The sequence below is a fragment of the Rathayibacter sp. AY1B6 genome, assembly GCF_002932755.1.
Classification (GTDB): Bacteria; Actinomycetota; Actinomycetes; order Actinomycetales; family Microbacteriaceae; genus Rathayibacter.
Genome location: NZ_PSWL01000012.1, coordinates 1 through 11,708 on the forward strand (window position 1 = coordinate 1; position 11,708 = coordinate 11,708).

Sequence of the window (11,708 nt, forward strand, 5' to 3'; positions counted from 1 at the left end):
GGAGGCCCGCATGCCGGTGTTCCGGCTCCTCGAACCGCTCCACGCCGCCGGGCGACCGGAGGGGGGAGGGCCGAGCGGCCCTGCCTCAGCCTGCGCGACGCTCCCCCCGATCGGGGAGGCCCTTGCCACCGCCCGCCCGGGGCGCTACCCGCCTCCGCCCGCCCGGGGCGCTAGCCGCCTCCGCCTACTGGCGCGAGAACGCCTCCTGGTACAGCGCCGCGAGCTCGGGGGAGCTCTCGCCGCTGAGCCCGCACGTCAGGATCGTGTCGCCGTCGGCCGCGACCAGGTAGTCGACCCCGGTCTCGAAGACGATCGGCGCCCCGTCCACCGCGGTCTCCCTGCCCTGGGTGACCGTGACGCCGTCGCCGACCTCGCCCGCGTAGCGTTCGAGCACGTGCAGGGTCACGCTGCTCCCGTCGATCGAGCGGACCTCCGCCCGGAACGCGAGCTGAGCGGGGGCCAGCGCGGCGGCCGTCACCGGCGAGCACGCCGCCATCGGCCCGCCCGTGCTCGGCAGGATCAGCGTCGAGGTGCTGCCCCCGCCCACCCCGAGCGCGAAGGGCAGCAGGAGGGAGGCGGCGGCCCCGGCGCTCAGCGCGCCCACTCCCACGATCAGCCAGGGGGACCGGCGGCGGGAGTGCACCGTCCGCGCGCCCTCGCCGGTGGCGGCGGCGATCTGCTCGGCGAGCTCGTCGCGGTCGAGCGCGGGGAGGCTCCGCGCGGGGTCGACCGTGCGGAGGAGGCGGCGGACGTCCTCGTCGTCGGTTCCGGTCATCGGAGTCCCCCTTCGGGCGCGTGCGGGTCGATGGAGTCGTAGAGCTCGGCGAAGCGGCGCCGCGCGCGGTGCAGGCGGATCGAGACGGCGTTCACCGTGACTCCGAGGACCGCGGCGATCCCGCGGACGTCGAGCTCCTCCCACGCCCAGAGGCGCAGCAGCTCGGCGTCCTGCTCGCGCATCCGGGCGAGCACGAGGCGCACGGTCTCCTCGGCGCCCGAGGCCTCGCCCTCGTCGATCTGCACCTGGGGCGGATCGACGACCGCGATCCGCTGGGCGAGCATCACCTGGCGGCGCTGCATCCGCCGGGCGTTCTGCAGCTGGAGCCGGGCGACGCCGATCGCCCACGGCACAGGATCGTCCTCGGGGACGTCGGCGCTGCGGCGCCAGAGCACCGAGAGCGTCGCGGCGAGCACGTCGTCGGCGGTGGCGGAGTCGGTGCGCCGCCAGAGGTAGCGGCGGACGGGATCGGCGACCGCGGCGGCGACCGCGGCGAACCGGTCGGGACCCGCGAGGGGAGCTGGCATGTGCCTCATGCTCCCTCCTGTCCGGGATCGGCGCACATCTTTCACCGGCGCGCCGGGCGGGACTCCGCGCTCTCCCAGCAGCGCGGGCGCGCGGGTCGGCACTCAGCGCCTCGAGGCGCTCACGAACTCCAGCCACCCGGCCACGAACGGCTCGATGTCGTCCACCTCGTCCAGCGCGAGAGCGTCCAGATCGACTCCGCGGCACTCCAGCGTGAGGACGTGCCCCCGCACCCACGCGGCGGCGCGCACGGCCCCGGCTCCCTCCCAGACCTCGAAGGGCTCCGGAGCCCCGTCGACCGGGATCTCCGCGATCCGCGTGGGCGCGGGCAGCGCCTCCGGCTGCACGAACGAGACGGGCGCCTCCTCTCGGCAGCAGAGCAGCGCGACGTCGTGCCGCGGATCGCCGAGGGTCGTGCGGATCTCGACGGAGGGGCCCGCCCCGCCCGGCACCGCGTCGTCGGCGAGGAACGAGAGCCCCCGCGGGCCGCCGGTCAGCGCCCATTCCGCCAGCAGCCGCGGACCCCTCCAGCCCGAGACCGCCCAGAGCGGGAGGTCGCCGAACGACCCGCGGATCCGCGCGACCCGCTCGGCGAGGTGCGCGGAGAACTCGTCCTCGCCGAGACGCCGCGCTCCGTCCATGGCCCGATCGTAGGTCGGGTGCCGCGGCACGGCCAGACCCCTCGCTACTGTGATCCTCGACCCCCGCCTCCCTTCCCCGCCGAGGAGCCCCATGCCCATCTGGACCCTGCACGGAGACGGCCGCACCGTCGAGCCCGGCGCCGTCGTCGCCCCGGGCGAGCGGCTCGCCTGGCCGGCCACGATCGCCATCGGCATCCAGCACGTCGTCGCCATGTTCGGGGCGACGTTCCTCGTGCCCGTGCTCACCGGGTTCCCGGTCGCCACGACCCTGCTCTTCTCCGGAGTCGGGACGCTGCTGTTCCTCCTGATCACGCGCAACCGGCTCCCCAGCTACCTCGGCTCGAGCTTCGCGTTCATCGCACCCGTCACGGCCGCGACCGCTGTCGGAGGGACGGGGTCGGCGCTCGCCGGAGTCGTCGCCGTGGGCCTGCTCCTGGCCGCCGTCGGCGTCCTCGTGCAGGTCGTCGGCCTCGGCTGGATCGACAGGCTGATGCCCCCGGTCGTCGCCGGCGCGATCGTGGCCCTGATCGGGTTCAACCTGGCTCCGACCGCGTACCTCAGCTTCAAGCAGGCGCCGATCACCGGGACGATCACGCTCGCCGCGATCATCCTGTCGAGCGTGTTCCTCCGCGGCTTCCTCGGCCGCGTCTCGATCTTCCTCGGCGTGGTCATCGGCTACGTCGTCGCCCTGCTGCGGAACGAGATCGACTACTCCGCGGTCGGTGCGGCCGACTGGTTCGGCCTGCCGCCGTTCACCTTCCCCGACTTCGCCTCCGGATCCACGTGGTCGGGCATCGCGATGTTCCTGCCGGTCGTGCTCGTCCTCATCGCCGAGAACGTCGGACACGTCCGCGGCGTCGCGACGATGACCGACGCCTCCGCCAACGCCAGCACTGGCCGGGCGCTGATCGCGGACGGCGTGGCGACCACCCTCTCCGGCGCCTTCGGCGGCTCCGGCACCACGACCTACGGCGAGAACATCGGAGTGATGGCCGCCACCCGCGTGTACTCGACGGCCGCCTACTGGGTCGCCGGCGTCACCGCGATCCTGCTCAGCCTCTCTCCCAAGGTCGGCGCCGTCTTCAACTCGATCCCGGCCGGAGTCCTCGGCGGCGCGACCACGGCGCTCTACGGCCTCATCGGCGTGATCGGCATCAAGATCTGGATCGACAACCGCGTCGACTTCTCGCGCCCGGTCAACCAGTACACGGCCGCGGTCTCCCTCGTGATCGCGATCGCCGGCTTCTCGTTCTCCTCCGGCGGCTTCGAGCTCGGCGGCATCGTCCTCGGCGCCGGCGCCGCCCTCGTGATCTACCACCTCGGCAACGCCATCGCCCGCTGGCGCCGCACCGGCGCCGACGACGGCGGCCCGCTCCCCGCCATCGGCCAGCTCGGCGGCGACCCGCAGGACCGCTGACCGCGACCTGCACGCTCCCCGCGGCGTCCCGGCGTCCGCCGGAGCGGTCCCGGCACGCGCATCGGAGCGGTCTCGACGTCCGCACCGGAGTGGTCCGGCACGCACACCGGAGCTGTCGCGGCACGCACACCGGAGCGACGCACGCGTTTACCACGTTCGGGGCAGTCCGCAACCCGGTGCGCTCCCAGGCGGCTCCCGCCTAACGTCGAGCGTGACGACCGCAGCAGCGGAACGCCGCACACCGAGTGAGACAGCAAGGAGCACCACCGTGCCGCAGATCATCGAGACCGTCGACGTCAACGTCCCCGTGTCCGTCGCCTACAACCAGTGGACCCAGTTCGAGGAGTTCCCGCGCTTCCTCGACGAGGTCGAGTCGATCCAGCAGGTCACCGACACCCTCACCGTCTGGAAGGTGAAGGTCGGCCCCGTCGAGCGCGAGTTCGAGGCGAACATCACCGAGCAGCACCCCGACGAGCGCGTCGCGTGGAACAGCACCGGCGGCGAGACCGACCACGCGGGCGTCGTCACCTTCCACAAGCTCTCCGACACCGAGACCCGCGTCACCGTGCAGCTCGACTGGGAGCCCAAGGGCTTCCTCGAGACGCTCGGCTCGCTCGTCGGCGCCGGCAGCCACGCCGTGAATAAGGACCTGAACAACTTCAAGGAGTACATCGAGAAGCAGGGCACCCCCGACGGTGCCTGGCGCGGCGACGTCGAGGCCTGAGCCGTGACCGACGCAGCCGCCTCGTCCGAGGGCGAGAAGAAGGCGAACGGTCTCGGCGACGACGAGACCATCCCGCACTCCGAGGACGGGCTGGCGGTGGGGGTCTCCGGAGACTCGCACTTCAACCCCGAGGAGGACGCTCCTGCGGAGGAGCCCTCCGAGAGCTGACGCTCTCCTCCCGGGAGCCCGACCGCTCCCCTCCGCGAGATGCCACTTGTGCACGCGACACGCCGCGAGGCGTGCGCACAAGTGGCATCTCGCCGTTGAGCCCCTAGCGCCAGGCGCGCGAGTACTGCGGCGGCACCGGCAGGTCCGCGCCGAGCTCGTGCGCCATCCGCACCGGGGCGTTCGGGTCGCGCAGCAGCTCGCGGGCGAGCAGCACGACGTCGGCGTCGCCGTTCGCGACCACGCCCTCCGCCTGCTCGGCCGTGGTGATGAGTCCCACGGCGCCGACCAGCGCACCGGTCGCCTTCCGCAGGTCGCGCGCGAACGGCACCTGGTAGAGCGGCGCCACCGGGATGCTCGCGTGCACGAGTCCGCCGGTCGACACGTCGAAGAGGTCCACACCCTCGGCGCGCGCCCACTCCGAGACGGTGATCGTCTCCTCCAGCGTCCACCCGCCCTCGGCCCAGTCGGTCGCGGAGAAGCGGACGAGCAGCACGAGCTCCCCGATCTCGGCGCGGACCGCGCGGACCACCTCGAGCAGCAGGCGCGCCCGGTTCTCGAGCGAGCCGCCGTAGGAGTCCTCTCGAGTGTTCGAGAGCGGCGACAGGAACTGGTGGATCAGGTACCCGTGCGCGGCGTGCAGCTCGATCACGTCGAAGCCGGCGTCCGCGGCGCGGCGGGCGGAGTCGCGGAACGCCTCCACGAGGCCGGGCAGCTCGTCCGCGGCGAGCTCGCGCGGCTCCGCGTAGCCCTCGAACGCGACGGCCGAGGGAGCGACGGTCGGCCAGCCGCCGTCCTCCAGCGGCACGGATCCGCGTCCGCTCCACTCGCGGTAGGTCGACGCCTTCCGGCCGGCGTGGGCGAGCTGCACGCCCGCGAGCGCGCCCTGCCCGTGCACGAAGTCGACGATCGGGGCCCAGGCGTCGCGCTGCTCGTCGTTCCACAGCCCGGTGTCCCAGGGGCTGATCCGCCCCTCGGGGACGACGGCGGTGGCCTCCGCGATGACGACGCCCGATCCTCCGCGCGCGAGCCCGCCGAGGTGCACGAGGTGCCAGGGGGTGGGCACGCCGTCCTGCGCCTCCACCGAGTACTGGCACATCGGCGCCGCCCAGAGGCGGTTGCGGGCCGTCCTCGAGCGGAGGGTCAGCGGCTGGAACAAGGCGGTGTCGGTCATGTCTCTCCTGTCGTGCTTCCCCGCGAGATGCCACTTCGGTACGCGACACGCCGCGGAAGGCGTACGCAAGTGGCATCTCGCGGAGGGGGTCACGTGCTCCAACCGGGAGGAGAGCCCGGCTATGCCCGGATCAGCGCGGCCAGGTCGACCCGGGCGCGTCCTGCCAGACGGTGCTCGGCGGAGCCAGCGACTCCAGCTCCTCGAACAGCGCGTCGGGGATCTCGAGCGCGTCGTCGGCCACGAAGGAGTCGTAGTGCTCGGCGGAGGTGGCGCCGACGACCGTCGTCGTCACGCGGGGGTCGCGGGTCGAGAACTGCAGCGCGGCGGCGGCGAGCGGCACGCCCGCCCGGTCGCAGGCCGCTCCCATCGCCGCGACGGCGTCGACGATCTCCCGCGGCGCCGGCTGGTACGCGTAGGAGGCGACGGGCTCCGGCCAGCGCGCGAGCGCGCCTCCGCCGTAGACCGCCGCGTTGACCACGATCACGCCGCGGTCGACGGAGGCGTCGATCAGCTCCTCGGAGGAGCGGTCGACCAGCGTGAAGCGGTTGTGGGTGATCACCGCATCGAACAGGCCGGTGTCGACGTAGTGGCGCAGCATCGGTGCGGGTCCGCCCGAGATCCCGATCGAGAGGGCGACGCCCGCCTCCTTCATCGCGATGAGCGCACGGACCGGGCCGTCCTCGGCGAAGGCCTCGTCGTACGAGATGCGCTCCGGATCGTGCAGGTAGAGCAGCGGGAGGACGTCCATCCCGAGGCGCTCGCGGCTCTCGTCGAGGCTGCGGCGCATCCGTTCGGCCGAGTAGCTGCCGGTGCTCGGGTCGCGGTCGAGCTTGGTGACCACGGTGATCCCCTCGGGGACGCCGCCGCGGGCCTGCAGGGCCTCGCCGATCAGGCGCTCGCTGTGGCCGCCGGCGTACTCGTTGGAGGTGTCGACAACGGACACGGCGCGGGAGGAGGCGTCGGAGTCGAGGACGCGCTCGAGGGCCGGCACCCGGTCGAGGTCGGCGACGCGCTCGGGGCGCCAGGAGGTGCCGAGGGTCAGCCGGGTGACGGTGGCGCCGGACGGGCCGAAGGGCCGGAGGCGGGAGGACTGCGGAGTCATCCGCTCAGCCTGGCAGCGCAGGTGCCCTCTCCGCATCCGGCGGAGGATGAACGGTCAGTGGACGAGGGTGCTCAGCCGGACCACGCCGAAGCCCAGGAGTGTCGTGGCGAGCGTCCCGGCGTAGCGGTGGGCGACCAGAAGGCTGTCACGGAGCGGAGCGGCGCGGCCGCCTCCGAGGTCGACGACGTGACCTGCTCGACGGGATCCGTCCGCGGGGCCTTCCGCTGGGCTCGACGACCGGCGGCGGACCGGCCCGAGGCCACCCTGACGGCCGGGACGCGGGCCGGTGGTGCCGCCTAGGCTCGGCGCGTGACCGTCGAAACCGCCGCCGCCGACTCCTCCGCCCGCTCCGCCGTCCTCGACGCTCTCGCCACTCCGGCGCTGGTGCTCGACGAGGCGGTGCTCGACCGCGACATCGCCGCCGTCGCCGCGGCGGCCCGTGAGCGGGGCCTGGCGCTCCGCCCTCACGCCAAGACGCACAAGTCGCTCGAGATCGCCCGGCGCCAGCTCGCCGCGGGGGCCGTCGGGCTCACCGTCGCGACCGTGTCGGAGGCGGAGGTGTTCGCGGCGGGAGGCGTGCGCGACCTCTTCATCGCCTACCCGCTCTGGCTCGACGCCGAGCGCGCCGGCCGCCTCCGCCGCGTCCTCGCGAGCGCTCGAGTGCGGGTCGGCGTCGACTCGGCGGAGTCGGCCGAGCGCCTGGCCGCGGACCTGCCCGAGCGCGAGGGGCTCGAGGTCGTCGTCGAGATCGACTCCGGCCACCACCGCAGCGGCGTGCTCCCCGCCGAAGCCGGCCTGATCGCCGCGGCCGCCGTCTCGGCCGGACTCGACGTCGCCGGCGTCTTCACCTTCCCCGGCCACAGCTACGCGGCGGGCAACGGAGCGGCGGCCGCCCGCGACGAAGCCCGCGCGCTCGCCGAGGCGGTCGCGTCGCTCGCGGCGTCCGGAGTCGACGCCCGCGTCGTCAGCGGAGGGTCGACCCCCTCGGCCGCGTTCGCCGACTCCTCGGTGCTCACGGAGCTGCGCCCCGGAGTCTCGGCCCTCGGCGACGCCCAGCAGTGGGAGATCGGCACGATGGCGGCCGAGGACATCGCCGTCACCGTCCTCGCCACGATCGTGTCCCGCCGCGGCGACCACCTGATCGCCGACGCCGGCAGCAAGGTGCTCTCCTCCGATCGCGGCGCGGCCTCGAGCGGTTTCGGCCGCCTGCCGGAGCACCCGGAGGCGCGCATCCCGGTGCTCTCGGAGCACCACGCGACGATCACCGGGGTCGACCTTCCGCTCGGGACGCGCGTCCGGATCGCGCCGAATCACGTCTGCGTCGCGGTGAACCTGGCCGACGAGTACCACGTCCTCCTGCGCGACGGCGGCGGCGCCGTCTGGCCCGTCGACGCCCGCGGTCGGAACAGCTAGGCGATCCGCGAGCGCGGGATCCGCAGGCCGAGCAGCGCGCTCGCCGCGAGCAGCACGAAGGCGGAGGCGAAGGCGGCGGTCGGCGACGCGGCGTCGGCGAGAGCGCCCGCGAGCAGCGGCCCGATCACGCCGCCCAGGTCGGACGCGGCCTGGAACACCGAGACCGGCTTGCCGCCGCGCTCGCCCGCCGCGTCCCCGACCAGCGCGCCCGGGGCCGTGCCCATGAAGGCGGCCGCCGCTCCGTAGACGCAGAGCAGCACGACGAGCAGCCACAGCTCCGAGACGAAGGGCATCGCCAGCATCGCCACCGCCGCGACGGAGAAACCGCCGATCAGCGCCGGGCGCCGACCGACGGTGTCGACGAAGCGGCCGGCCGGAGCGAGCGCGATCGTCTGCACCACCGCGGCGATCGCGAAGGCGATGCCCGTCCAGGCGGGCTGCCCGCCCAGGCCCTCGACGACCAGCACGGGGACCAGCGTCGCGCGGACGCCCATCGCCGACCAGCCGAGGGCGAAGTTCGCCAGCACTGCGCTCTGGTAGCGGCGGTCGCGGGCCACGTCGCGCAGCGGCTTCGTCCGCACCGCGGCGGACGGCGCCGCGTCGCGCTCCGGCCGCTGCAGCAGGATCAGCCCGACGAGCCCCGCGATCGCGAGCGTGCCGGCGTAGAAGAAGAAGGGGGCCGTGAGCGAGATCGCCGTGAGCACGCCGCCCACCGCGGGCCCCGCCATGCCGCCGAGCAGGAAGCCGCCCTGGTAGAAGCCGATCGAGCGCCCGCGCCGCTCCGGGCTCGCGGTGCGCAGGAGGAGCGTCATCGCGGCGACGGAGAACATCGCGGAGCCGATGCCGCCGACTCCGCGCAGCAGCAGGAGGTGCGGGTAGTCGGAGGCGAAGCCGACGAGCGCCGAGGAGAGCGCGACGATCCCGATGCCGACGGCGAGCACGACCCGCTCGCCGAACCGGTCGACCAGCGGCCCCACGAACGGATTCGCGACCAGCCGCATCAGCGCGAACGCCGAGACGACCGCGCCGACGGCGGTGTAGTCGACGCCGAAGCTGCGCACGTAGGTCGGCAGCACCGGCACGACCACGCCGAACCCGAGCATCACGAAGAAGGCGACGACCCCCAGTACGAGCACGTCCCGCGGCAGCCGCTCGCTGTCTCGGGAACGCCAGGGGAATCGCACCTGTCGACGCTACCCCCTGCCGCGGGCCCCGCCCGACCCCGGAGGGGAACCCGCCGGGCAGCACGCCGGACGCGCCTGTCGGAGCCGGACCGCGCCGCGGCGCCGGTCGGCGAGCTCGGACCGGATACGGTCCTTCGGTCCGTTCCGGAGGAACCGGTGCACCGGGAGCGGACCGGGACGGGCCCTCGACCGACAGGAGACCCGTGAGACGCACCACAGCTGTGCCGGCCCTGCTGGCGGCCACGCTCCTCCTGACCGGGTGCGGGGAGCCGGGAGGCGTGCAGGAGGCCGCTCCCTGCGTCCCGCTCGAGCGCACGTGGAACGACGACGCGCCGGAACTCGATCCCGTTCTGCGTCCACCGTTCCGCGAAGCCCTCGAGGGCTTCGACGAACGCTCCTCGAACTCGATCGCGTCCGACGCTGCTCGTCTCGCCACCACGAATCCGTTCTCCGCGATCTCCGGGGATCGACGAGCGAGCGAGTACTTCTGGAACACCATGGACCTGATCGGCCGCGAGTGCGCCGAGGCGGGAGTCCCGCTGTCGTTCGACCACCACGGCGAGCAGCTGACCACGGGGAGCGGCGCCGACCACGGGCGCCCGCCCTGGGTGGTCGATGCGCCGTCTCAGCCGGCGAGCGGCACGATCGAGCCGATGATCCCGGAGTAGCTCGCGTAGTAGAGGACGCCGTCGCGGTGGAGGACGCCGCGGCCGGGGTAGCTCTCGTCCGGCCCGTCGGGTCCGTCGAGATAGCCGGGAACCGCGGCGTCGTCGGCGGTGAACCCGTCGGCGAGGAGCGCGTCGCTCCGCTCCGGCCACTCCGCGTCGGGGACCGCCAGCTGCCCGACCACGACCGAGACGTCGCCCTGGCCGGTCCACCGGCAGAGCACCCCGTCCTCGGCGATCTCCTGCACGACGGGGTAGTCGACGTCGTACGCCGTCGCCTCGGGCGCGAGGGCGAGACCGTCCTCGGCGAGCGACGACTCCTCCTCAGCGGTGAGCAGGTCCTCGCAGGGGAGCAGGGCGGTGGCCGGGGTCGCGGTGGGCAGCGGAGTCGCGCTGCCGGCGCTCGCGGTCGGCACGGCACTGCTCGTCGTCGGCGCGCTCGAGACCAGCGGTGGAGCGGTCGTCGGGGCCGTCCCCTCGCCGCCGCTCCCCGTGCAGCCGCTCAGCGCGAGCAGGCCCGCCGTGCAGGCGAGGAGCGCGCCCGCGCCTCTCGTGGTCGACGTCCGGATCATCGCGAGCCCCCTCGTCCCGGCGGCCGCGTCGCCGCCCCTCGATCCTCTCCTCCGCTCTCGCCGGCTGTCCACCGCCCCCGGGCCGGCGCCGAGGACTACCGCTTCGGCCCCGCGCCGATCGCCCAGACCCGCGGCGGCACAGTGCCGTTGACCGCGTGGTCGCCGACGATCCGCGCCTTGAACACCCACGGGTTGTGGCTCGCAGCGGTACGGGCGTTGCGCCAGTGCCGGTCGAGGTTCTTGCGGGTGCTCACCCCGGAGGCGCCGAGCGCGTCGAAGAGGTCGGAGGTCGCCCGGGTGGCCAGCTGCGTCAGCACGATCTGGGCCTGCGCCGTCTCGAGCTCGGCGAGGTCGTTCTGCCTCTCGTCCTCGAGCGGGTCGCCGTCGAGGGCCGCGTCGTGAGCCCGCTGCAGCGCGACCGCCGCGCGCTCCACGATCGCCGCTCCCGCGTAGGCGGCGGCCGAGACCTGCCCCACCACCTGCAGGATCTGCGGATCCGCCGCGAACGACTCGGCGTTCCCGTGCGAGAAGATCCGGGTCCGCGCCCGCACCTCGGCCGCGATCTCGCGCTCGGCCCCCGCGATCGAGCCCGCCAGCACGGCCAGCAGCACCGCCTGGTAGAACGCGGTCTGATAGCGGAACCGGGTCTCGAAGTCGATCACGTCCTCGGCCGCGACCACCGCCTCCGTGAAGGTGCTCGTCCCCGAGCCGGTGGTGCGCTGGCCGAAGCCGTCCCAGTCGTCGGCGTGCTCGACGCCCGCCTGGCGCGCGTCGACGATCGCGATCACCTTCTGGCCGGTGTCGGTGCGCTGGGCGAAGGTGTCGATCCAGTCGGCGAACACGCTGCCGGTGGAGTAGTACTTCGTGCCGGTCACGGTGAACCGCGTCGGGTCGCCCTCGACCGGAGCGACCTTCGTCAGCACGTCGCCGATCGAGACCGTGCCGATCTCGGTCCAGGCGTTGCCGCCGAGCTCGCCGTCGGCGAAGCGGCGGAGCCAGCGCTCGCGGGTCCCGTCTGTCGCGAGCAGCCGGTCCTCGACCAGGGCGAAGTGGCCGCGGAGCGCCTGCGGGAGGTTGGAGTCGGCGGCCGCCAGCTCCGTCAGCAGGCGGAACAGCTGGGGGAGGCTCGCGCCGGCCCCGCCGGACTCCAGCGGCACGCGCACCGCACCGAACCCTGCCTCCGCCAGCGCTCGGATCTGCGCGACCGGCAGCTCGCGCGCGCTCTCCCGCGCCGCCGCTCCCGCCGCGATCTCGGCGAACAGCGGCCGGAACCGCCCCGCCAGCTCCTCGTAGTCCACCTCGGGCACGGCCCGCAGATCGGTCGCGGTCATCGTCGGCTCCTGTTCCGCTG

At 74.0% G+C, this 11,708-nt stretch carries 13 protein-coding genes; 5 read left to right on the forward strand and 8 right to left on the reverse strand.

Annotation, left to right across the window (positions count from 1 at the left end; all coding sequences use genetic code 11):
• Nucleotides 1–184 precede the first annotated feature (184 nt).
• The 3 genes from C5D08_RS08015 to C5D08_RS08025 all read right to left on the reverse strand — a co-directional run bounded on the left by C5D08_RS08015 (nt 185) and on the right by C5D08_RS08025 (nt 1,941).
• Nucleotides 185–775 carry a hypothetical protein gene (locus C5D08_RS08015; RefSeq protein ID WP_104276589.1) on the reverse strand — a complete coding sequence of 197 codons (591 nt, stop codon included), beginning with the start codon at nt 773–775 and terminating at the stop codon, nt 185–187.
• Nucleotides 772–1,302, reverse strand: a complete 531-nt coding sequence (locus C5D08_RS08020) for an RNA polymerase sigma factor (RefSeq protein WP_181110012.1) — start codon at nt 1,300–1,302, stop codon at nt 772–774. Before C5D08_RS08020 ends, C5D08_RS08015 begins: the two co-directional genes overlap by 4 nt.
• 102 nt (nt 1,303–1,404) lie before the next feature.
• Nucleotides 1,405–1,941, reverse strand: coding sequence for a hypothetical protein (locus C5D08_RS08025; protein WP_104276591.1), 537 nt, complete (start codon nt 1,939–1,941; stop codon nt 1,405–1,407).
• 91 nt (nt 1,942–2,032) lie between these two features.
• Here C5D08_RS08025 and C5D08_RS08030 point away from each other — a divergent pair, with 91 nt between their 5' ends.
• The 3 genes from C5D08_RS08030 (at nt 2,033) to C5D08_RS16980 (ending at nt 4,250) form a co-directional block, all read left to right on the forward strand.
• Nucleotides 2,033–3,358 (forward strand): uracil-xanthine permease family protein, encoded by a 1,326-nt coding sequence (locus C5D08_RS08030; protein WP_104225956.1) that lies wholly within the window; start codon nt 2,033–2,035, stop codon nt 3,356–3,358.
• A gap of 268 nt (nt 3,359–3,626) precedes the next feature.
• Nucleotides 3,627–4,082 carry an SRPBCC family protein gene (locus C5D08_RS08035; protein ID WP_104276592.1) on the forward strand — a complete coding sequence of 152 codons (456 nt, stop codon included), beginning with the start codon at nt 3,627–3,629 and terminating at the stop codon, nt 4,080–4,082.
• Between the two features lie 3 nt (nt 4,083–4,085).
• Complete coding sequence (locus C5D08_RS16980; RefSeq protein WP_181110014.1) at nt 4,086–4,250, forward strand: hypothetical protein; 165 nt, start codon at nt 4,086–4,088, stop codon at nt 4,248–4,250.
• A gap of 103 nt (nt 4,251–4,353) precedes the next feature.
• Here C5D08_RS16980 and C5D08_RS08040 read toward each other — a convergent pair whose 3' ends face one another.
• Complete coding sequence (locus C5D08_RS08040) at nt 4,354–5,421, reverse strand: NADH:flavin oxidoreductase/NADH oxidase (RefSeq protein WP_104276593.1); 1,068 nt, start codon at nt 5,419–5,421, stop codon at nt 4,354–4,356.
• Nucleotides 5,422–5,551: 130 nt separating this feature from the next.
• Nucleotides 5,552–6,523: an aldo/keto reductase gene (locus tag C5D08_RS08045; protein WP_181110016.1), complete on the reverse strand. Its 972-nt coding sequence runs from the start codon at nt 6,521–6,523 to the stop codon at nt 5,552–5,554.
• A gap of 309 nt (nt 6,524–6,832) precedes the next feature.
• Between C5D08_RS08045 and C5D08_RS08050 the strand changes: the two genes are divergently transcribed.
• Nucleotides 6,833–7,936, forward strand: coding sequence for an alanine racemase (locus C5D08_RS08050; RefSeq protein ID WP_104276595.1), 1,104 nt, complete (start codon nt 6,833–6,835; stop codon nt 7,934–7,936).
• Here C5D08_RS08050 and C5D08_RS08055 read toward each other — a convergent pair.
• Nucleotides 7,933–9,120 carry an MFS transporter gene (locus tag C5D08_RS08055; protein ID WP_258067357.1) on the reverse strand — a complete coding sequence of 396 codons (1,188 nt, stop codon included), beginning with the start codon at nt 9,118–9,120 and terminating at the stop codon, nt 7,933–7,935. The genes C5D08_RS08050 and C5D08_RS08055 overlap by 4 nt on opposite strands.
• Before the next feature lie 203 nt (nt 9,121–9,323).
• On the opposite strand from C5D08_RS08055, the gene C5D08_RS08060 reads away from it, so the two are divergent.
• Complete coding sequence (locus C5D08_RS08060; RefSeq protein ID WP_146086061.1) at nt 9,324–9,788, forward strand: hypothetical protein; 465 nt, start codon at nt 9,324–9,326, stop codon at nt 9,786–9,788.
• Here the strand turns inward: C5D08_RS08060 and C5D08_RS08065 are convergent.
• Nucleotides 9,746–10,357, reverse strand: coding sequence for a hypothetical protein (locus C5D08_RS08065; RefSeq protein WP_104276597.1), 612 nt, complete (start codon nt 10,355–10,357; stop codon nt 9,746–9,748). The two genes, C5D08_RS08060 and C5D08_RS08065, sit on opposite strands and share 43 nt — an antisense overlap.
• 95 nt (nt 10,358–10,452) lie before the next feature.
• Nucleotides 10,453–11,688, reverse strand: coding sequence for an acyl-CoA dehydrogenase family protein (locus C5D08_RS08070; RefSeq protein WP_104276598.1), 1,236 nt, complete (start codon nt 11,686–11,688; stop codon nt 10,453–10,455).
• Nucleotides 11,689–11,708 lie beyond the last annotated feature (20 nt).